This is a genomic window from Metabacillus mangrovi (genome assembly GCF_009711125.1).
GTDB lineage: Bacteria > Bacillota > Bacilli > Bacillales > Bacillaceae > Metabacillus_B > Metabacillus_B mangrovi.
Genome location: NZ_WMIB01000001.1, coordinates 115217 through 136423, shown reverse-complemented (window position 1 = coordinate 136423; position 21207 = coordinate 115217). Strand labels below are relative to the sequence as shown.

The 21207-nt window shown below is 47.6% G+C and carries 24 protein-coding genes; 17 read left to right on the top strand and 7 right to left on the bottom strand.

The window, feature by feature from the left end; translation table 11 throughout:
* From GKZ89_RS00725 to GKZ89_RS00700, 6 genes are all read left to right on the top strand, one after another.
* Entirely contained in the window at positions 1 to 1236 is a 1236-nt protein-coding gene (locus tag GKZ89_RS00725) for an exo-beta-N-acetylmuramidase NamZ family protein (protein ID WP_155110470.1), read from the top strand.
* A 127-nt stretch (positions 1237 to 1363) separates the two neighbouring features.
* Entirely contained in the window at positions 1364 to 1801 is a 438-nt protein-coding gene (hutP, locus tag GKZ89_RS00720; RefSeq protein ID WP_155110469.1) for a histidine utilization transcription antiterminator HutP, read from the top strand.
* A 105-nt stretch (positions 1802 to 1906) separates the two neighbouring features.
* Complete coding sequence (hutH, locus tag GKZ89_RS00715; RefSeq protein ID WP_155110468.1) at positions 1907 to 3445, top strand: histidine ammonia-lyase; 1539 nt, start codon at positions 1907 to 1909, stop codon at positions 3443 to 3445.
* On the top strand, positions 3427 to 5094 hold the full coding sequence (gene hutU / locus GKZ89_RS00710; RefSeq protein ID WP_155110467.1) for a urocanate hydratase: 1668 nt from the start codon (positions 3427 to 3429) through the stop codon (positions 5092 to 5094). The genes hutH and hutU overlap by 19 nt, the downstream gene beginning before the upstream one ends.
* Before the next feature lie 3 nt (positions 5095 to 5097).
* Positions 5098 to 6369: an imidazolonepropionase gene (gene hutI, locus GKZ89_RS00705; RefSeq protein WP_155110466.1), complete on the top strand. Its 1272-nt coding sequence runs from the start codon at positions 5098 to 5100 to the stop codon at positions 6367 to 6369.
* Entirely contained in the window at positions 6338 to 7282 is a 945-nt protein-coding gene (locus tag GKZ89_RS00700) for an agmatinase family protein (RefSeq protein WP_155110465.1), read from the top strand. Before hutI ends, GKZ89_RS00700 begins: the two co-directional genes overlap by 32 nt.
* A 184-nt stretch (positions 7283 to 7466) precedes the next feature.
* Here GKZ89_RS00700 and GKZ89_RS00695 read toward each other — a convergent pair whose 3' ends face one another.
* The 6 genes from GKZ89_RS00695 to GKZ89_RS00670 all read right to left on the bottom strand — a co-directional run bounded on the left by GKZ89_RS00695 (position 7467) and on the right by GKZ89_RS00670 (position 13675).
* Positions 7467 to 8807, bottom strand: coding sequence for an APC family permease (locus GKZ89_RS00695; RefSeq protein ID WP_155110464.1), 1341 nt, complete (start codon positions 8805 to 8807; stop codon positions 7467 to 7469).
* A 278-nt stretch (positions 8808 to 9085) separates the two neighbouring features.
* Positions 9086 to 10282 carry an iron-containing alcohol dehydrogenase gene (locus GKZ89_RS00690; protein WP_155110463.1) on the bottom strand — a complete coding sequence of 399 codons (1197 nt, stop codon included), beginning with the start codon at positions 10280 to 10282 and terminating at the stop codon, positions 9086 to 9088.
* Between the two features lie 30 nt (positions 10283 to 10312).
* The gene (gene aldA, locus GKZ89_RS00685; RefSeq protein ID WP_155110462.1) at positions 10313 to 11752 is read right to left on the bottom strand and encodes an aldehyde dehydrogenase; all 1440 of its coding nucleotides are present in this window, start codon (positions 11750 to 11752) and stop codon (positions 10313 to 10315) included.
* A gap of 15 nt (positions 11753 to 11767) precedes the next feature.
* Complete coding sequence (locus tag GKZ89_RS00680; protein WP_155110461.1) at positions 11768 to 12910, bottom strand: mandelate racemase/muconate lactonizing enzyme family protein; 1143 nt, start codon at positions 12908 to 12910, stop codon at positions 11768 to 11770.
* 250 nt (positions 12911 to 13160) lie between these two features.
* Positions 13161 to 13313, bottom strand: coding sequence for a hypothetical protein (locus tag GKZ89_RS00675; RefSeq protein WP_155110460.1), 153 nt, complete (start codon positions 13311 to 13313; stop codon positions 13161 to 13163).
* A 20-nt stretch (positions 13314 to 13333) separates the two neighbouring features.
* Positions 13334 to 13675 (bottom strand): hypothetical protein, encoded by a 342-nt coding sequence (locus GKZ89_RS00670; protein WP_155110459.1) that lies wholly within the window; start codon positions 13673 to 13675, stop codon positions 13334 to 13336.
* Positions 13676 to 13896: 221 nt separating this feature from the next.
* On the opposite strand from GKZ89_RS00670, the gene GKZ89_RS00665 reads away from it, so the two are divergent.
* The 5 genes from GKZ89_RS00665 to GKZ89_RS00645 all read left to right on the top strand — a co-directional run bounded on the left by GKZ89_RS00665 (position 13897) and on the right by GKZ89_RS00645 (position 16499).
* On the top strand, positions 13897 to 14667 hold the full coding sequence (locus tag GKZ89_RS00665; RefSeq protein WP_155110458.1) for a helix-turn-helix domain-containing protein: 771 nt from the start codon (positions 13897 to 13899) through the stop codon (positions 14665 to 14667).
* Positions 14668 to 14745: 78 nt separating this feature from the next.
* Positions 14746 to 15006 (top strand): metal-sensitive transcriptional regulator, encoded by a 261-nt coding sequence (locus GKZ89_RS00660; RefSeq protein WP_155110457.1) that lies wholly within the window; start codon positions 14746 to 14748, stop codon positions 15004 to 15006.
* A gap of 156 nt (positions 15007 to 15162) precedes the next feature.
* Complete coding sequence (locus GKZ89_RS00655; RefSeq protein WP_155110456.1) at positions 15163 to 15642, top strand: DsrE/DsrF/DrsH-like family protein; 480 nt, start codon at positions 15163 to 15165, stop codon at positions 15640 to 15642.
* A gap of 114 nt (positions 15643 to 15756) precedes the next feature.
* On the top strand, positions 15757 to 15984 hold the full coding sequence (locus GKZ89_RS00650) for a sulfurtransferase TusA family protein (RefSeq protein ID WP_155110455.1): 228 nt from the start codon (positions 15757 to 15759) through the stop codon (positions 15982 to 15984).
* 86 nt (positions 15985 to 16070) lie between these two features.
* Positions 16071 to 16499 (top strand): OsmC family protein, encoded by a 429-nt coding sequence (locus GKZ89_RS00645; RefSeq protein ID WP_155110454.1) that lies wholly within the window; start codon positions 16071 to 16073, stop codon positions 16497 to 16499.
* A 411-nt stretch (positions 16500 to 16910) separates the two neighbouring features.
* On the opposite strand, the gene GKZ89_RS00640 is transcribed toward GKZ89_RS00645, so the two are convergent.
* Positions 16911 to 17528, bottom strand: coding sequence for an acetate uptake transporter (locus tag GKZ89_RS00640; RefSeq protein WP_155110453.1), 618 nt, complete (start codon positions 17526 to 17528; stop codon positions 16911 to 16913).
* 200 nt (positions 17529 to 17728) lie between these two features.
* Between GKZ89_RS00640 and speD the strand changes: the two genes are divergently transcribed.
* The 6 genes from speD to GKZ89_RS00615 all read left to right on the top strand — a co-directional run bounded on the left by speD (position 17729) and on the right by GKZ89_RS00615 (position 21202).
* A complete protein-coding gene (speD, locus tag GKZ89_RS00635) occupies positions 17729 to 18553 on the top strand; it encodes an adenosylmethionine decarboxylase (RefSeq protein WP_155110452.1) in 825 nt (274 codons plus the stop codon).
* Between the two features lie 128 nt (positions 18554 to 18681).
* On the top strand, positions 18682 to 19062 hold the full coding sequence (locus tag GKZ89_RS00630) for a VOC family protein (RefSeq protein WP_155110451.1): 381 nt from the start codon (positions 18682 to 18684) through the stop codon (positions 19060 to 19062).
* Positions 19063 to 19174: 112 nt separating this feature from the next.
* Positions 19175 to 19624, top strand: a complete 450-nt coding sequence (locus GKZ89_RS00625; RefSeq protein ID WP_155110450.1) for a MarR family winged helix-turn-helix transcriptional regulator — start codon at positions 19175 to 19177, stop codon at positions 19622 to 19624.
* Between the two features lie 60 nt (positions 19625 to 19684).
* Complete coding sequence (locus GKZ89_RS00620) at positions 19685 to 20551, top strand: permease (protein ID WP_162356317.1); 867 nt, start codon at positions 19685 to 19687, stop codon at positions 20549 to 20551.
* 12 nt (positions 20552 to 20563) lie between these two features.
* Entirely contained in the window at positions 20564 to 20716 is a 153-nt protein-coding gene (locus GKZ89_RS20950) for a hypothetical protein (RefSeq protein WP_164502870.1), read from the top strand.
* Between the two features lie 135 nt (positions 20717 to 20851).
* Positions 20852 to 21202 carry an ArsR/SmtB family transcription factor gene (locus GKZ89_RS00615; protein WP_155110449.1) on the top strand — a complete coding sequence of 117 codons (351 nt, stop codon included), beginning with the start codon at positions 20852 to 20854 and terminating at the stop codon, positions 21200 to 21202.
* The last annotated feature ends 5 nt before the right edge of the window (positions 21203 to 21207 follow it).

Below are 21207 nucleotides of genomic sequence, written 5' to 3'. Positions count from 1 at the left end.
ATGAAAAAAATGATCATCGCAGTGCTTGCTGTCATCCTGGCTATGGGCACCGTTACAACCGTTCATGCTGACTTGTTCGGGAGGAAGAAGGAGAAAACGGTTAAAACCGGTACAGAGCTGCTGCTGAAAAAAAACATGCATCTTTTAAAAGGGAAACGGGTCGGACTGATTACGAATCCGACCGGCACGGACCGGCACTTGAAAAGCACCGTGGACATCCTCTCTGAAAATAAAAATGTCCAGCTCACTGCCCTGTTCGGACCTGAACACGGCGTGAGAGGCAGTGCACAGGCAGGAGAATATGTGGAGTATTACGTGGACGAAAAAACAGGTTTGCCTGTGTACAGCCTGTACGGGAAAACGAGAAAACCGACCCAGGAAATGCTGAAGGATACCGATGTACTGCTGTTTGATATCCAGGACGTCGGAACGCGTTACTATACGTATATCTACACGATGGCTTACGCGATGGAAGCCGCAAAGGAAAAAGGCATCCCGTTCATCGTACTGGACCGGCCGAACCCGCTTGGAGGCATCAAAGTGGATGGCCCGGTGCTTGAGCCGGAGTTCTCCTCCTTTGTCGGTCTTTACCCGATCCCGCTCCGCCATGGGATGACTGCCGGTGAGCTCGCCATGCTTTTCAACAAAGAATTTAACATCGGAGCCGATTTGAAGGTTGTGAAAATGAAAGGCTGGAAGCGGCATATGGACTTCAGTGACACAGGACTGCCGTTTGTGATGCCTTCCCCGAACATGCCGACAGAAGACACAGCCTTTGTCTATCCGGCCACCGGAATGATCGAAGGAACAAATCTTTCAGAAGGACGGGGAACGACCAAACCTTTTGAGTTAATCGGGGCTCCCTACATCAACAGTACAGATCTCGCTGCAAAACTGAATAGCTTGAAGCTTCCGGGTGTTTCTTTCAGAGCCGCATCCTTCACACCGTCCTTCTCCAAACATTCCGGCAAGCTCTCACACGGTGTGCAGGTATATGTGACAGACAGGAAGAAATTTGAGGCAGTGAGAACGGGGCTGTCCATCGTAAAAACGGTAAAAGACACGTATCCGGACGACTTTCAGTTTTTGCCGGCCAACAACTTTACCTTGCTGCTTGGGAACGGATGGGTTAAGGATATGCTGATGCAGGGCGCTGCAGTAGACGATATTGTAAAACGCTATAAATCAGAAACGGAGCAATTTATGAACATCCGTGAAAACTATCTGCTTTATTAAAAGCATCAGGAACAGGGCTCAGGCCCTGTTTTTCTTTTCAAAAATTTCATTGACTGAACGGGCATCCGCACATAGAATAAAAGAAGTGAATAGTAAATAGTGAAAATTCTGATAAAAGAGGAATGCGATGACACTACAAACTCCTATCGGTAAATATGCGATCCTCCTTGCCTCACTGGATGAGGCGGAGCTAGAGCTTTTCAAGCCGGCGCTTCAGGAGCTTTCCTACTGCCAGGGAAGAGTGGGATCGATGAACATGCAAAAGGTGATCGCAGCAGCCGAGACCGCAGCAAAACGCAATGGCATTATTAAGGATCAGTGCTACAGGGAGACACATGCTTTATACCATGCGGTGCTTGAAGGGATTGAAGGAGTTACGCGCGGGCAGCCTTCCATTGGGGAAATGAGCAGGACAGTAGGGCTCAGGTTTGCTATCGTCCGCGGAAAGCCGTATGAAGACGAATCTGAAGGTGAATGGATCGCGGCTGCATTTTACGGGACCATCGGAGCCCCGGTAAAGGGTCTTGAGCATGAAACGACTGGACTTGGAATCAATCATATATAAAGGACATTGCCTAGAGTCATGAGAAAAGAGGAGGCGATGATGGTTTTTTACTGCCATTATCGTCTCTTTTTGTTTGGAAAATCATAAAAGAGAGAGGGAACGGTCTTGGTTGAGCTAACGGGAAATGGACTCACAATTGCAGATGTCCGGAAGGTCTGTCTGGAGGGAGAGCAGGTTTTTCTCAGCAGGAAAAGCCTGCAGAAAGCTGAGAAGAGCAGAGAGGCTGTTCAGAAGATCGTCCGCGATGGCAGAACGGTTTATGGAATCAACACCGGCTTTGGCAAATTCAGTGACACGCTGATTCACGAAAAAGATGTCATGCAGCTGCAGCTTCATTTAATCCGGTCTCACGCTTGCGGGACAGGAGAGCCGTTTTCAAATGAGGTATCAAGAGCGATGCTGCTGCTCAGGCTCAACGCCCTGCTAAAAGGTTATTCAGGGATCCGTAAGGAATTGCTTGATAGGCTTGCCTTCATGCTCAATGAACACATCACCCCGGTTGTCCCCCAGCAGGGATCTCTCGGAGCATCCGGCGACCTGGCTCCGCTGTCCCATCTTGCGCTCGCTCTGATCGGCGAAGGTGACGTGATCTTTCAAGAGAGAAAACGGACCTCTGCAGATGTATTCAAAGAGCTCGGGGTTCAGCCAATTGTTTTGGAAGCGAAGGAAGGTCTTGCGTTGATCAACGGTACGCAGGCGATGACTGCAATGGGAGTGATCTGCTATGCAGAGGCAGAAGCACTGGCCTTTCAGAGTGAGATGATTGCATCAATGACAATGGAAGGACTCAACGGAATCATGGATGCCTTTCATCCATCGATTCATGAAGCACGCGGCTACCCTCAGCAGTGTGCGGTGGCGGAGCGGATCCGGAACATTCTCGCTGACAGCCGACTCGTTACAAAGCAAGGCGATCTGAGGGTCCAGGATGCCTATTCGCTCAGATGCATCCCGCAGGTTCATGGTGCATCATGGCAGGTGCTGGACTATGTAAAAGAGAAGCTTGAGATCGAGATGAATGCGGCAACAGATAATCCGCTAATCTTTGATGGCGGCCGTACCGTCATATCCGGCGGGAATTTTCACGGCCAGCCCATTGCCTTTGCGATGGACTTTTTGAAAATGGCGATGGCAGAGCTCGCGAATATTTCTGAACGCAGAATCGAGCGGCTCGTAAACCCTCACCTCAGTGATCTGCCGCCATTTTTAAGCCCGCAGCCCGGCCTCCAGTCCGGTGCGATGATCTTGCAATATTGTGCCGCGTCGCTCGTTTCCGAGAACAAAACGCTCGCTCATCCAGCAAGCGTCGATTCGATCCCTTCTTCTGCCAATCAAGAGGATCACGTCAGCATGGGGACGATCGCAGCCCGCCATTGTTATGTCATCGTGCAGAACGCAAGGCGGGTGCTCGCCATTGAATGCATCTGTGCCCTTCAGGCTGCGGAGTACAGGGGAGCTGATAAAATGGCTTCTGCTACAAGAGCATTTTATGAGGATGCCAGACTCATTGTCCCTTCCATTACGGAGGACCGTGTGTTTTCGAAGGACATTGAACATGCAGCCCAGTGGCTTAAAAAAAATAAGGCGGGATGGACAACATCCCGGATAAAAAGGGAGCCTGATGGATGGAAACGAAACGCGTGATCACTGCAAAAAAAGGGATGGAACTGGAATGCAAAGGCTGGGAGCAGGAAGCGGCACTCCGCATGCTGTGCAATAATCTGGACCCTAAGGTGGCCGAAAAACCGGAAGAACTGATCGTTTACGGCGGCATCGGGAAAGCGGCAAGAAACTGGGCCGCTTTTGATGCGATTGTACGTACCTTAAAAACGCTCGAACATGATGAAACCATGCTCGTTCAGTCCGGGAAGCCAGTCGCTGTCTTTAAAACCCACCCGGCAGCACCCCGTGTCCTGCTGTCAAATTCCGTACTCGTTCCGAAATGGGCGGATTGGGAGCACTTTGACGAACTGGACCGGAAAGGGCTGATGATGTACGGGCAGATGACGGCCGGAAGCTGGATCTATATCGGCACTCAGGGAATTCTGCAGGGAACATATGAAACGTTTGTAGAGGTCGCGCGCCGTCATTTTAACGGTTCTCTGAGAGGGACGATCACTTTGACAGCAGGGCTCGGAGGAATGGGAGGAGCCCAGCCGCTGGCCGTCACGATGAACGGCGGAGTTTGCCTTGCAGCAGAAGCAGATCCGGAGCGAATCCGGAAAAGGCTTGAGACCGGCTACTGCGACCGAATGACAGAGGATCTGGATGAAGCGTTAAAGTGGGCTATTGAAGCGAAGACAGCCCAGGAAGCTCTCTCCATCGGCGTCGCCGGAAATGCAGCGGATGTTCTCCGGAAGCTGCTTGAGAAACAGATCGACATAGAAATCGTAACCGATCAGACCTCAGCCCATGACCCTTTGAACGGATACATTCCATCTGATACAACCATCAGTGAGGCAGCTGTCCTTCGAAAGGAAAATCCCATCCTGTATAAAAAGCTCGCTAAGCAAACGATGGCGCAGCATGTCGCCTGCATGCTAGAGTTCCAGAAAAGAGGGGCGGTCGTATTTGATTACGGCAACAACATCCGCCAGGCGGCCAAAGATGAAGGCGTCGCGGATGCGTTCCATATAAAAGGGTTCGTTCCAGAGTACATCAGGCCACTGTTCTGTGAAGGAAAAGGGCCTTTCAGGTGGGCGGCGCTCTCTGGTGATCCACAGGATATTTTCCGGACAGATGAGCTCGTTAAAGAGTTGTTCCCCGAAAACAGACCGCTGCTGCGATGGATTGATATGGCCCGTGAAAAAGTGTCCTTTCAGGGCCTGCCTTCACGGATTTGCTGGCTCGGGTACGGAGACCGTGCGAAAATGGGGCTTGCGATCAACGAACTCGTCCGTAACGGAGAGCTGAAAGCCCCGGTCGTGATAGGGAGAGATCACTTGGATGCAGGTTCTGTTGCTTCCCCTAACAGGGAAACAGAAGCGATGCTTGATGGCAGTGATGCCGTCGGAGATTGGGCGATCCTGAATGCACTCATCAACACCGCTGCTGGAGGCTCATGGGTGTCCGTCCATCACGGGGGGGGAGTCGGGATGGGGTACTCACTGCATGCCGGAATGGTCATCGTTGCAGATGGATCGGAGCTTGCACGGGAACGGCTGGAGAGGGTGCTCGCAACAGACCCGGGAATGGGGATCGCAAGGCATGCCGACGCAGGCTATGCGGAGGCAAAACAGGCAGCTTCAAGGAATGCGCTATCCATTCCAATGATGGAGGAGGAGGAGGAGTGACGGATGAATGATCTTTTGATTTACAATATAGGCCAGCTTTTACTGCCGCTTTCTGCAGGCGTACCGCTGAAAGGGAACGAAATGAGCCGCCTGCCGGTTTTGGAGCATGCAGCATTCGCCGTTAAAGACGGCAACGTTTCCTGGATCGGTCCTTCAAATGAAGGAATACACGCTGCCGAGAAGGTGGATGCAGGAGGAAAAGTGGTCTCTCCCGGGCTTATCGATCCCCACACGCATCTTGTTTTTGCAGGAAGCCGGGAGGATGAACTGGCCCTGAAACAGGCTGGGACTGCATACTTAGATATTTTAAAAAGCGGTGGGGGTATTCTTTCCACCGTTTCGTCGACGAGAAAAGCATCCGAAGAAGAGCTGTTTAAAAAAGCAGAATTCCATCTCATGCGTATGCTGTCCCATGGTGTGACAGCACTGGAAGCAAAAAGCGGCTACGGACTGGACCGGGAGACGGAACTGCGGCAGCTGAGGATTGCCCGAAAGCTTCAGGAAACCCATCATATCCGGATCGCTTCCACATTTCTCGGTCCGCACGCGGTACCGGCGGACAGAAAAGGAAAGGAAGAAGAATTTTTAAAGGAAATGACCGATCTGCTCACCGAAATCAAAGAAGAGGGTCTGGCGGATTTTGCTGACATCTTTTGTGAAACCGGTGTTTTTACAGCCGAGCAGTGCTCCAAATTCTTGCTCGCAGCCAAAAGTGCGGGTCTCAAACTGAAAATTCATGCGGATGAAATCCATTCGACCGGAGGCACTGAGCTGGCGGTCTCGCTAGGGGCTCAAACAGCCGACCATCTCGTAGCTGTCTCTGAAGAGGGTATCTCCATGCTTGCCGCATCAGAAACGGTTGCTGTCCTGCTGCCGGGAACGACCTTTTATTTAGGAAAAGAGCGATATGCTCCCGCACGCCGCCTGATTGAAGAGGGAGCAGCGGTCGCACTGGCAACAGACTTCAACCCAGGAAGCTGTGTGACAGAAAATCTGCAGCTGATCATGTCACTTGCCGCACTGAAACTCAGGATGTCCGCTGAAGAAATCTGGAATGCAGTGACCGTTAATGCTGCGCATGCTGCAGGATTCGGTGAAGAGGCGGGAACTTTAAAAGTGGGGGGGCGGGCTGATTTTACAATCTGGAACATTCCGAATTACCGCTACCTGCCTTACCATTTCGGGGTGAACCATACAGACAGTGTGTACATTGCAGGGGAAAAACGTTGGGAGGGAGAGCGGCATGCAGGCCTTTTCTTATCTGAAACCAGGTGAACCGCCTATCTTTAAGGACCGGTTCATTACGAAAATCAGTGAGACGGTGACCCCGTACAAAAGCGGAATGAGAGGAGATTTAGCCCTGATTGGCATGCCGCTCTCAAGGCTATCCATCTCCATGTCCAAAGCGTCAGATGCCCCGGCTGCCATCCGGCGCTGTATGGGGTCCTTTACAACGTATTCCGCTGAAAAAGATTTAGATTATGCTGGCAGAACAATCGTGGACTACGGGGATATCCGCTTTAGCCCGGCTGCAGGAGAAGTGAATCTGGAGCGGATTTATACGACTGTAGGGGAAGTTCTCTCAACAGATACCTGCCCGAGAACCGTGCTGCTCGGAGGTGATCACGGAGTCACGTATCCGTCTGTAAAAGCTTTTGCCGGCCGCTTTGGTAAAATCGGCGTGATCCAGTTGGATGCCCACCATGATGTAAGAAACATAGAAGATGGCGGCCGTACGAACGGAACCCCCTTTAGGAGTTTAATTGAAGAAGGCATTATTGTGGGAGAGCACCTCGTTCAAGCCGGCATCAGGGACTTTGCCAATGGGAAGGAATACAGAGACTATGCGCGCAAGAGAGGGATATCAGTCTTTACAATGAGCGATATAGAGAGGGAAGGAATCCGGTCAATCATTGAGAGGGAAACCGTAAGGCTCGCCAAATCTGTGGACATGATTTATTTTTCTCTCGATATGGATTGTGCAGATCAGGCCTATGCACCCGGCTGTCCGGCGGCAGGGCCGGGCGGGCTGACGTCGAGGGAACTGCTGGCGGCGGTAGGTGCCTGTGCATCAAATGAGAAAGTAAAAGCAATGGACATTGTCGAAATCGATCCGTCAAAGGATGTGCAGGATATGACAAGCAAGCTTGCTGTACTGGCCATGCTGGCATTCTATTATTCACAATAATGAAAACCCGCCTGCGCCAAGCCGCTACAGGCGGATTTAAAGATGATTTTCTAAAATCGCCTGTAGCGCCGTCAATCTTGGCAGATGTCGTTTTAGATCCTGTTTTAAAGCCTATAAATCTGATGCCTTTTAGGGGAACTCAACCAAAAAAGCCCCGGATTGCTTCCGGGGCTCACGTCAGTTGTTATTTAACGGGTTGCCTGTGTTTCATCATATAGTAAACCGGCAGGCCTAATGCGGTAATTCCGAGTCCGCACAGGGCCAGAAGCGTCTGTGTAAAGAGGGTGTTTATGACGATAAACAGTCCGCCAAGGATCGAAATGACCGGAAGCAACGGATAGAGCGGCACCTTGTAAGGACGTGCAAGTCCAGGCTCGCGCTTCCGCAGTATAAGAACGGCGGCGAAAGTCATCGTATAAAAAATCCAGATAACAAACACGAGCATATCGGTGAGCGTGTTAAACCCGCCGATGAACATCATAATGATGGCAATGCCTAGAATAAACAGCCCGGAATTGTAAGGAACGCGGCTCTTTGGTGTGAGCGCAGCGAACCACTTGCTGAACGGAAGCTTATTTTCTGAAGCCATCACAAAGGGGACGCGCATACCTGTCATCACATACCCATTGATGGAACCGAAAACAGAAATGAGGATCCCGATGCTGACGAGTTTCCCGCCAAAGGCACCGAAAATGAGCTGCGATGCATCAGATGCAGGCGTATCTGTACCTGCCAGAGATCCGGCAGTCATAACCGTCAGAAACGCCACATTTATCAGCAAGTAGACGGCCATCACAGCCGACAGTCCAAGGATAATGGCTTTCGGCAAATCCTTTTTCGGGTTTTTCATCTCTCCTGCGATGTTGCCGACAAGGATCCAGCCGTCATAAGCAAACATCGTAGCGAGCAGCCCCGAGCCAAGTGCGGTCAAAAAGGACGCCTGCTCAGGACCCGCTTCGACCGGGAAGAGCTGAAATGGCACACTCTCCTCATGAAGAAGGCCGAACACAATAATCAGAGCGAGCGGAATCATCTTGCAGATCGTGGAAACTGCCTGAATTCCTCCTCCAGCTTTTGCACCCAGGAAGTTCATCAGGGTGAGGAAAACAGCCGTTCCTGCTGCGATCGCTACAATTAGCATCTGGCTGCTGTTTGCTTCAAGGCCGAACAGGCTGACAGTCTGGGTTCCAAATATAATCGCCAGTGCGGCGATGTTGGCAGGGAAGTAAATAACAGTCTGAGCCCATCCAAGAAGGAAAGAAGTCAGATCCCCATATGTCCGCTTCAAATAGGCGAGCATTCCTCCCGTCTGTGGGATAGCCGCTGAAAGCTCAGCTGCCGTAAGCCCCGCGCAAATTGTTAAGACCCCGCCGATAAACCAAGCAAGCAAGCCTAAGCTTGCAGATCCTGTTGCGCCGTAAACGGCTGTGGGCTTGAAAAATACACCCGCACCAATTACGGTTCCGACGACTGTCGCCAATGCGGCAAAAAAGCCGATTTCTTTTTTTAGCTGCTGCACGTTCATGCCTCCTGAACATTCCCACTAAAGGATTATTTTGTGAAATATGTAACAAAAACAGGTGAAAATAAGATAAAATTTTTCTTTTTTAATAAAAGAATGCCCGGAAATTCTAGCATACCCGGGAAGAGGTTTCAATATGAATGACCGGATGCAGGAGGGAGGAGCAGAATTGAGTAGAATGGCAGGAATCTAAAAGCAGATGCTTAGAATCTGGGGAAGAGGGAGAATCAATGAGCTTAAAGCATACAAAGGAACGCAGAAGCGTTCCTTTGTGTCAGGTTCTATACGTAATTCGGTGCTGTTTTGTGCGATAAAATTTGTTCAACAAGCATTTGCAAATCTTCATCTGAAGCGTAACGGCAGTTGTTCACTCTCATTGGACGGTTTTCCTCAGCGAGGCTTGCTGTAAAGAGGGCTTGCTGATCTTTCATGGTTAGTCCGTCAATCCCGACTTCGAGATCGATCGGACAGCTTTCAATGAGTGAGCGGCAAAGGCGTGCTCCTTCTTTCGCAAGCTCTGCGTCACTCCCGAACTCTCCGGAGGCGCCGAATGCGCGGGCAGCTTTCGCAAACTCAGATATCCTCGGACTCTCAAGGTTCCATTCATACGCGTGGTAGAGCGCGATCGCGACCGCTCTTCCGTGGTGAAGACCGCCTACAGTACTCAAGGCATGGCCAAGGTTATGGGCGATCCCCGTCCCGCCTTGTTCAATCGCAACACCTGCAAGCATAGAAGCGGTCAGCAAATTCCCCCGGGCCTCCAGGTTGCCCTTGTTTTCTAATGCAGCAGGAAGATTTTCCGCAACGAGGCGGATCGCATGAAGGCCCGCTGCTTCAATGACCGGGCTGGTAGCCTGTCCAGTGAGAGCCTCGAGCGCATGAACGAGCGCATCGATACCTGTGGCTGCCGTTAGAAAATCTGGAAGATCAACGGTCAGAACAGGATCCAAAATAGCGATCTCAGGCTGCATTTCCTGATCCCACGCCCACAGTTTCCGGTGGTTCTCATCGGAGTACACTGTCGTACTCGTCACCTCTGCGCCGGTTCCGGCCGTTGTAGGAATGGCAATTGTCACAACCTTTTTAGGGGGAAAGGGGTTCGCCATTAAAGCATAATGCCCTGCTTCCTGGTCTCCGCCAGCAACGAGAGCCGCTGTTTTAGCCGTATCAAGGGGGGAGCCGCCGCCAATTCCAATGACGGCGCTGCTGCCCGTTTTTTTTAGTAACTCTGCCGCTTCATTGATGTTCTGAAACGTCGGATTGCTTTTCACATCGCTGTATATCGTCACTTCAACGCCTTCTTTTGAAAGAGCATCCGCGATCGGCTGGATGTATCCGAGGTTTACAAGACCTTGATCGGTGACGATGACTGCTTTAGGGCTTCCTGCACCTGAAGGGATATGCTCGGCAAGCTTTAATGACTGATTCTCTCCATAAACCACTTTAGTCCGTAAATGAAATTGAAAGTTCTTTAGCATCTTCTATTCTCCTTATAATGAGGGTAGGCGCTAAAAATCGAGATAAACGGTCTTCTTCTGCAGGAATTCTTCAAAACCGTATTTGCCGTCATCTCCACCGATGCCGGATTGCTTCCAGCCTGCGTGATAACCCTGGTACGCTTCGCCTTGCTGGCGGTTCACGTAAACTTCTCCGGCTTCAATCTCCGTTGTGAGACGCATCACATATTGAAAATTATTCGTGTACACATTGGAAGTGAGGCCATAGACCGAATCGTTGGCAAGCATGATCGCTTCATCCACTGTTTTAAAAGTCACGATTGGAAGGACAGGACCGAAAACCTCTTCCTGTACAATTTTCATGTTCTGATGACAATGGTCGAGAAGGGTAGGGGGATAAAAAGCTTCGCTTAACCCCTCAATAAAATGTCCGCCCGTCACAACTTCTGCACCTTCTGCTTTTGCCTCTTCAACGAGCTGATGCACACGCTTTGCTTCATTTTTATGAACCATGCAGCCCATCTGCACATCCGGGTTTTCCATGCCGTCACCGATCGAGCATGCTTCAAATTCGCGCTTCAGCTTTTCAATCAGAGCATCCTTCACGCTCTCGTGAACATAAACCCGTTCGGTGTTGCTGCAGACCTGGCCGCTGTTTGCCAGACGTCCGCCCGCGATTCCTTTTGCAGCCGTCTCAAGATCGGCATCTTCCATCACAACTGCAGGAGCCTTCCCGCCGAGTTCAAGAGAGGTGCGCACCATATTCCGGGAGGCTCTCTCGGCCATCATTTTTCCGACCTTTGTGCTTCCGGTAAAGGTAATCATGTTAATATCCCCGGAAGTGGTCAGTGTATCTCCGACAATTTCATCCTCGCCAGTCACGATATTGATGACTCCTTTAGGGAAACCTGCTTCTTCAACAGCTTTCGCGAACTCCAAAGCGGAGACGGCCGACTTAAAGCTCGGCTTGGCAATCACGGTATTTCCGGCAACCAGTGCAGGGGCAAGCTTCCTCATTAAAACGTAAATCGGGAAGTTCCATGGCACAATGCACACAACGACACCGAGAGATTCTTTATAAATCAGGATCCGCTCATTGCTTGAGTCTGCGTCCACAACGGAGCCTTCAATTCTGCGGGCCCACTGGGAATGGTACTCTGCAAGTTCAGCAGCTCCTGCGACCTCGCCTTTGGCTGAATTCAGCGGTTTTCCCATTTCCTTTGCAATAGCCGTACCTATGCTGTCCTGGTATCGTTCTTCTTTAAGGAGAGCCGCAAGCTTCTGCACATATTGGCTGCGTTCGATGGAAGGGCGTTTTTTCCACTCACGGTACGCATCATTGGCAGCTTGGATCGCTTTCAGTGCATCCTCTTCCGTACAAGATGGAAACTCTGCAAACCCTTCTTCATTGGCAGGGGATTTGGCTTCCATCGTTTCGCCGCTGGAACTGTCTGCGAATACACCGTTTATATAAGCTTGATACCTTTTCATTGGACTTGTCCTCCTTTATTCGTCTTTTTCTCCAACATACGTGTATTTAATTTCGTATCGTTTCAGCACTTCTTCATCCAAATCAAATCCAAGGCCCGGTTTGTCCGTTGCCTTCAAATAGCCTTCTGAATCGATGTTGAGCATCGTTTCGGCTGTTTGTACAAAATCGCGCCGTTCAATCGACCAAGCCGGAGGATCATAAGGGAATTCAATATAAGGGCTGTTGCTCAGGCCCAATACAATGTGCAGGTTGGCGATGACGCCAATTCCGTTCGTCCAAGTGTGCGGGCTGTAAATGCTGCCGTTCGCCTGAACATAATCCGCGATTTTCCGGCCGTATGTGATGCCTCCGCACAGCGCTACGTCTGGCTGATACACATCTAAAGCTCCTTTGTTGGAAAGGTCACGGAACTCGTGGAAACGGCGGTTCATTTCTCCGCCTGCAATCCGGACAGAAGTCATCTGCCGCAGTCTTGCCATGTTTTCTGCATCATCATGGGGAAGAGGTTCTTCCAGCCAGAATACATTCAGCTTTTCAAGCTCCTTCGCGACATTCGCCGCTGTTTTAAAATCCCACGTGCGCTCTGTGTCCCACGGCATCTTCCACCCTTGATTGGCATCGACCATGATGTCCATCTTATCGCCGATCGCTTTTCTAACCTCTTCCACAACCGCGATGTCATCCTTCGGGTTGCTGTGATGGAAGCGGATCTTCATCGCTTTGAAGCCCTGTTCATAAAGCTTGAGAGCACGGTCTGCCCGTTCTTCCTTCGTAACGAGCTCACCGGTAGAGGCATAAGCGAGTACTTTATCATGCTTGGCTCCAAGAAGCTTGTAAACAGGCTGGTTTGAGGCTTTGCCTATGATATCCCAAAGTGCCAGATCAAGCGGCCATGGGCGGCCGTAATGGAAGTCAATGTTATCGAGCACCTTGGCATGGCGTTCTACGTCAAAAGGATCCTGTCCGATAAAAAGATGCTCATGGCCTTCGAATCCTGTCATTAAATCCCCGGAGCCGATGCCGGTAATCCCTTCATCTGTATGTACATAAACGATTGTAGAAGCAAACTGTTTTCTTGGAGCTGGATCCCATGCCGCTTTAAACGGCGGGTCCAGTGGAAGCAGATAGTGTTTGATTTCAATTCCGGTAATTTTCAACGTAATCCCTCCATCGTCTGATTGTGTTTGTGCAGTCTGTAGATTCAGCAGCTGCTATTGAACGTGTGTTTTTAGCAAAATTGACACTGAGGATGAACCTTGCAGCGGTTGCAGCAGCTATAAAGCCAAAAATCATCATATATTCGGTTTTACCATGAGAGCTGTCCAGCAAGCTTCCGTAAAGCACTGAAACAAAAACATCCGGAATATACCCCACACAGGAAGCAAAGGCTGCTGCAGCACCCGTCAATTAAAACGGAATCCGGGCTTCATTAACCGCTGCAAAATAAATGCCGCGGACTGCAAATACTTCTGTCACCAGCAGCAGAATGACTACCAGAACAACATGTAAATAGGCAGGGGAAGAGGGCAGGAATTTTAATAGACCAGTAAGAAGGAACATGTCCAGAAAACCTGTCCGGATCACCTTACTACCAGAACCGGTTTAACTGATAAGAATCCCCCAAGCGGACCTCCGATCATCTGCACCACATAAGTCCTCAAAATCGCGGGCACACCTGCCATAAACGCACTCATCCCATATACTTTCTGCATGTACGGAGTAAAATATGTGATTCCCGCGTAAGCTGTAACTGCACAAAAAAATAATGAAGGCGATTCCGCATCCCCAGCACCTTTTTTACGTCTCCTGCAACGGAATGAGCGGTCTTCTGGAACGGCTGTTTCCGCAGCTGCAGCCAGAGGACAGGAGCCATCCCAATTGCCGGGGTGGCTCCAAACGATAAACTGAACAATGAAAGCCACTTTTTCATTCCCCTCATTCCCCTTCACTTAAACACAGGATATACAATATTTCAAACTCTATATTTTAAAAACTCATTAATAAAGCGTTTTTATTATTGAAGAACCACACCATAAACACTTGAATAATTGACGCCTTATGGACTATTCTAGTATGTAAGCGATTTATAAGACATAGCTAAATCTTTCTTCTGTATATACTATTTTTCACAAAAGGGGATAAAATGACTCAGCGATTAAACATTCATCAGCATACGTACTGGGAATCATTGAATCAGTTTCTCTTAAAGGAGGATACCTATCCGCACTGGAGCATCTTCTGCATCGAAAGCGGTCTTCTGCGCTATACCGTATTAAATAAGTCAGGTACAGCAAGACCGGGCAGTTTTTTGCTCTGCCCACCCGGAATCCCTCTCCAAAGGGAGGCCGTTTCGCCGCTCAATTTTCATTTTTTTCAATTTGAGCTGCAGGGCGGGGGAGAATTACATGCAGGTGAATTTACCATTAAGGACACCAACCGGATCGAATCGAATTTTTCATACCTAAGGAGGTATGCTCATGAGCAGGATGAAAAAGCGATCTCGCTTAAAGAGCACTTCCTGCTCGACTTCTTCTGCCTCAGGGAGATGGAAGGGGAAAAAGAGCTGTTAGAGCTTGGTCCTCTGCAGCATCAGGATCCAATCATCTATCAAGCGATCCTCTACCTTCGGAACCATGCATTCCAGCAGATTTCACTCAACAGCCTGGCTAAAGAAATGGGGCTGAGCTCAGTTCAATTTACTAGAAGGTTCGCCAAAAATCTCGGGATGACCCCGATTGATTATTTAACCGCAATCCGCATCAGGGAGGCGAGGCAGCAGCTGCTGGAGACAGACAAAACCCTCGACACAATTGCTAAAGAATGCGGATTCAACAACGGATTTTATTTAAGCAGGGTATTTAAGAAAAGAATGAAAATGTCTCCTGCCTCCTATCGCAGAACTCATTGGATTTAAGCGAAATTGCTTGCTTTACGGGTACGATGCGGTATAAGATATTATCAATTACCTATAAATTAAAGGAGAGTAAATAGATTGGAATACAATAAGAACACATTAAACCGCCTTAAAAGAATTGAAGGCCAGATCAAAGGCGTCATTGGCATGATGGAGCAGGGCAAGGACTGCAGAGATATTGTGATCCAGCTGTCTGCTGCAAGAAATGCGATTGACCGCACAATGGGCGTTATTGTCAGTCAGAATCTGGAGGATTGTGTCCGCGAAAATATTGCCAAAGGAGAATCTACGGATCATCTCGTCAAGCAGGCAGTAGAACTTCTCGTTAAAAGCAGGTAATCGTATCTTTGGGTTGACAATACGTTGGATCTTTTGTATTGTTATACCCACAGGGGTAACGAACCTGCTGTTTTTTTGCTGTAATTCATACCCGATAGGGTATTTTATTTTTAACAACTCATATACCCCTTAGGGTAATATACAGGAGGAATAAACATGACTGAACAAAAGACAACCAATATTATCCTATTCAGCGGAGATTATGACAAAGCCATGGCGGCATATATCATTGCAAATGGAGCAGCAGCCTACGACCATAAGGTGACAATTTTTCATACCTTCTGGGGTTTGAATGCATTGAGGAAAGATGAGCCGTACAATGTAAAAAAGGGATTTCTTGAAAAAATGTTCAGCAAAATGATGCCGCGCGGTGCAGACAAAATGGGTCTTTCTAAGATGAATTTTGCGGGTATGGGCCCGAAAATGATCAAACACGTCATTAAAAAGCACAATGCCATGACTCTGCCTCAGCTTGTAGAAATGGCTCAAGAGCAGGAAATAAACCTGGTAGCATGCACGATGACGATGGATCTGCTCGGACTGCAGCAGGGTGAACTGCTTGAGGATATTGAGTATGCAGGAGTAGCAGCATACCTTGCAGATGCTGAAAACGGAAACGTAAATCTGTTTATTTAACAAATGTACAGTGGTTAATTAAGTACCAGTAGGGGTACTCGTGTATATAGAGTGAGTTATGATATATATACGGGTATATGTACTAAAACAAACAATCGATTGGAGAGGAAATAGATGAACGGACATAAAGTATTAGACGCAAAAGGGCTTGCCTGCCCGATGCCGATCGTAAAAACTAAAAAAGCAATGAACGAGCTGGAATCAGGCCAAATCCTCGAAATCCATTCTACTGACAAAGGAGCAAAGGCGGATTTAACCGCCTGGACGAAATCCGGAGGACATGAACTTCTACAGACGGCAGAAGAAGGGGACGTATTGAAATTCTGGATCAAGAAAGCTTAAACACGGTTCCTTGCTGTTGGTTTTTCCTGGGCTATTAAAAATAGCCTGCTGTGTCATACTATAAGAAAAACAGGGAGCTGAATCAGATGAAAACGACTGTAGCGTGGGATGGCAATCTCTCATTTGGCGGATTGTCTCCATCCGGACATGAGATCAAAATGGATGCAGGGCAGGAAAGCGGAGGCGTGAACAGCGGTCCCCGGCCAACAGAACTGCTGCTGCATGCGGTTGCAGGCTGTACCGGAATCGATATCATCCTGATCCTGAAAAAAATGCGCCTGGAGCCCGTAAACTTTCAGATGGAAGTGGAAGGGGTAAGAGCGGAAGATCATCCGAAACGGTTCACCAATGTACACATCCACTATGTACTGGAAGGAGACCTTCCAGAGGAAAAAGTGGCAAAAGCGGTAAAGCTGTCGGTAGATAAATACTGCTCCGTCTCCCATTCTCTCAATGCGGAGATTAAAGTAACCTGCTCTATAAACGGGAAAGCGGTCGAAGGACTGGAAGGGTAAGCAGGATTAAGCAAGAGGGCATATTAATTGTGCTTGCGGGAGACCGGGTTTCCATTACCTAGTCTCCTTTTGCTTGCATAAACGCAGCTTGCGTTGTCGAATTGTCCCGAAAAGTCGATATAACGTGAATTTCGCTGATATCTTTTTATTTTCGCCGATATATGGAAAATATCGCTGATATATTTTTATTTTCGTCGAAATATGGAAAATATCGCTGATATCCAGACACCATAACTGGTTTAAGCGCTCTCAAAACAGTCATCTTTACAAATTCGACAACTCCAAGCGCAACAGCGCTATTAAATCAGCTAAAACACAGTCCATTTCATCAATCCAGCGGCCGACGCCGCCCATATAGAAAAAAAGAGGAAGAGATAGACACTAAACGTGTCTGAACTCTTCCTTTTCTTTTTATTTCTTAAAGATGCCAAACGGTTTGCCGACCGGAAGAAACTCCCGTCCGAAATGCGGGTTTAATACTGCAGCCGCTGATCCGTAAAAGGAAACGAGGGCAATCAGCATTTCTGAAACAGCAGCAAGCATATGCGTCTGTTCATGGGCAATTCCGAAGGAGCTCAGTGCGAGGCCGATGAATAAAAAGTCGATTAGTACAAAAATAGTAAACAGCACTTTATGTGTCTCCATGGCGCCAATCGTCATAAACAGGCTGAAAATCAGGTAACCGGTGAAGGCAAAACCGAGCTGTCTGGAATCGATATCAGCTGAGACCGCTTCTCCGAAGACTCCGAGCTGCATGAGCCAGGATACGGCGACCCCGAACCAAAACAGTCCAAACGCACCAAATGCAGTGGAGCCAAACGTGTTGTTATGCTTTGCATCCTGAATGCTGGCAAAAATCTGTGCCAGACCTCCAAGGAAAATGGCCCATGGAATAATAAAGGATAGACCCTCTGTTAATCCTAATTTTTGAGAAGAGGCAACGAGTGTGACCATCGCCAGTCCGAATAAGCCGATAGCCGATGGATCGGCGGTTGTGATCTTAACTTGATGTGTATTCTGCTTGTCCAAGTGAAACCTCCTGAAATTTATACATACTTGAACAAAATACAGGATATGCGCCGAGGTGTCAATCTAATCTTTCAGGGTGCTAAGCATTTCCAAAATTGCCCGCGCTGCTCCATAATTGGATAGCCTGTTTTTTTTTCAGCTGGAAGGGTATTTTACTTATAAAATTCCATCAAACTTTTTTTTATAAGGGGAAATGAATCATGAATGAAGCATCAAACCAGAGAATCCAGCTACATGGTTTTAACAATTTGACGAAGTCGCTCAGCTTTAATCTGTATGATATCTGTTACACGAAAACCCGTGAAGAGCGGGAGGCGTACCTCGAATACATCGATGAAGAATACAGTGCCGAGCGGCTGACCAACATTTTGCAAAAGGTTTCCGATACGATTGGGGCACACGTTTTAAACATCGCGCAGCAGGATTACGTCCCTCAGGGTGCAAGCGTTACGGTACTCGTTTCAGAGGGGCCTGTTGTCGAAGTGCCGGTCGAAACGGATAAAGATTCACCGCCCGCTACTCCGGAATCTGTTGTCATGCAGCTTGATAAGAGCCATTTAACAGTACATACATACCCTGAATACCACCCTGATGAGGGAATCAGCACATTCAGAGCCGATATTGACGTATCGACATGCGGAGAAATCTCTCCATTAAAGGCTTTAGACCATCTCATACAATCGTTTGATACGGATATCATGACAATCGATTACCGTGTGAGGGGTTTTACAAGGGATATAGAAGGAAAAAAACTTTACATCGATCATGAAATCAATTCCATTCAAAATTATTTGTGTGAAGAGATACAAGATCAATTTGATATGATCGATTCCAACATCTATCAGGAAAGAATCTTTCATACGAAATGCAAGCTGAAGGAGTTTGACCTGAACAACTATCTGTTCGGCTATTCCAAGGATTCGTTAACAGAAGCAGAGCAGAAGGACATCACAGACAAAATTACTGGGGAAATGAACGAAATCTATTTTGGCAGAAATATTAAACGGCCGTTTTCAAACAAATAAACAAATCAGACCGGGAAATCATACATTTCCCGGTCTTTTTGCCATGTACATTTTTCAAGCAGCAGAGGAAAACAGACAGCCGGGATCGAAATAATAAACTGTATCCCATAAAAAAAGGAGCGAAAAACATGATTACTAAGCTTGCTGAAGTGATGCTGTATGTAGAGGATCAGGACCTGGCAGCACGATTTTGGACTGAAATGGCAGGGTTTCAAATCATAGCAGATGAGACGATGGAGAACGGAATGCGGTGGATTCAGCTTTCAGCTTCACCTCATGCCGAGACGAGCATCATTTTGCACAACAAAAAACACATCGCTGAAATGTCCCCGGAACTGAATCTAGGAACGCCGTCTCTCATGTTTTTTACAGAAAACCTGGAAGAATTTCATCGTTCGCTTTCCGGTAAAGGAGTGAAAGCCGGGGAGATCATGGACATGGGAGGCATAAAGGTCTTCAATTTTGCGGATTATGAAGAGAATTATTTTGCGGTGATGGAAAATCAATAATCGTTTCTTTCAGAATCCTTTTTTTAAAGGATTCTACTTTTTTCGTAAAATATTTGCAATTTGCAAGTTTATGAACTATCATGAGATTATACATAACTAGAGGAGGGATAAAATGGAGACGAAACGGGAGTTGTTTCAAATTATGGTCAGACGGCTTGGTCTTCTTGACAAAAACTGCTGCACAGCAGCTGATGCAGATTTGACACTTGTTCAAAGCCACATCCTGGCAGAATTGGAAAGAAGGGAGGCTCCTTCAATCCAGGATGTTGCAGATACTTTGGGAACGGATATTACGACCTTCAGCCGTCAAATTCAAACGATGGTTAAATCAGGGATGATTACAAAAAAACAATCCGCAAATGACAAAAGGGTTTACCATCTTTTTTTAACAGAGAAAGGGAAAAATGTATCTGAATCAATTAATGATCAAATGAACAATTTTCTAGAGGACGTCTTTTCTTTTATGAAACCAGAAGAAAAGGAACAGGTGCTTACCTCGATTAAACTGCTGAACGATTCCATGGCAAAAAGTTCAATGTGCTGCCGGCCTATTCGTTCTTAATACGCCGGCTGTTATTCGGTATGATAGTTGCAAAATGCAAATAAAAGGAGCTGAGCTGCTGTGTGGGCAGAAATAGGCAGAAGTTTTATTGAAATCGCATTGGAATTAACCATCTTATTTATTGTCATTTCCTTTTTAATCAATTTGGTACAAGGATTTATCCCTTATCACAGGATGGAAAAATGGATGAGGGACAGCTCCCCGATTGTTAGCGGAGGATTGGCACTGCTGTTTGCTTTTGTGACGCCATTCTGCTCTTGCTCAACGATTCCGGTGGTCGTCAATTTATTGAATAACCGGATCCGGTTCGAGGCAGTCATGGTATTTTTATTTGCATCTCCTGTACTCGACCCAACTATAATAACACTGATGGCAGCAGTGCTGGGATGGAAAGTGGCGCTTGCCTATACGATTATTACTTCTATATTATCTTTCAGCATCGGATTTATTTTAGAAAAGCTGGGATTTGAAGGGGAAGTGAAAAATGTGCTGGTTAAAAATTTCGATCCCGTTAAGAGCGGGTTCAGTATAAAAGGAGCTTTATCTGAAACGGTCCAGCTTATGAAAACCGTGTACCCTTTCCTTCTAATAGGTGCAGGGATCGGAGCGGTGATTCATGGCGCGGTTCCGACCGGTCTGATCACCCAATACTTTGGGGGGGATAACTGGTGGCTTGTGCCGATTGCGGCAGTTGCCGGGATTCCATTGTATATCAGGCTTTCCTCTATGATCCCAATCACACAGATTTTGATTGCTAAAGGAATGGCACTGGGCCCTGTCATGGCGCTCATGATCAGCTCAGCCGGAGCAAGCCTTCCGGAACTGACCCTTTTAAACAGCATTTTTAAGAAAAAGCTTGTGGCTGCTTTTGTCATTTCCGTTATTGCCATGTCAACGATTTCAGGATTTTTATTTTATATCATTTAGGAGGAGAGCATTATGAATTTTTTGAAGAAATGGTTTGGTTCTGAAAAGCAGAAGGAGTGCTGCAATGTGAAAATTGAGGAAGTGAAGGAAACAGAAAAAGGAATAGAGCCGTCCTGCTGCCGGGAACAACGGCAAGAATCAATTAAGGAGGGAGAGGAAAAGTAAATTGTGTTTATGGTTAGTAATTAGAGAAGATATACTGAAAATGTAACCAGCAAAAAATTGTTTGCAATTTTAAATATAAGCGGTTGATTATATAAGTGCATTATTATATGATGATACCTGGAGGTGAATCATTAGATGACTTTAGTGTCTAAAACGATCACTATAGACCAGGCAGCGGCCATCATGAAGCTGCTCGGTGACAAAACACGGCTTACAATGATGAAAATGCTTCAGAGAAATGAATGCTGTGTTTGTGAATTTACAGCCATCTTTCAGGCGAGCCAGCCAGCCATCAGCCAGCATTTAAGGAAACTGAAGGATGCGGGGCTTGTTAAAGAAAAACGGAACGGACAGTGGGTTTTTTATTCATTGAACCGTGACAGCGAAATCTATGAGTTTGTTCAAAATCTGCTGGAGTTCGTTCCGGATCAGGATCAGAGACTGAAAGATCTGGAAAAACAGGGATTGCGAATAATCTGCGAATAATGGAG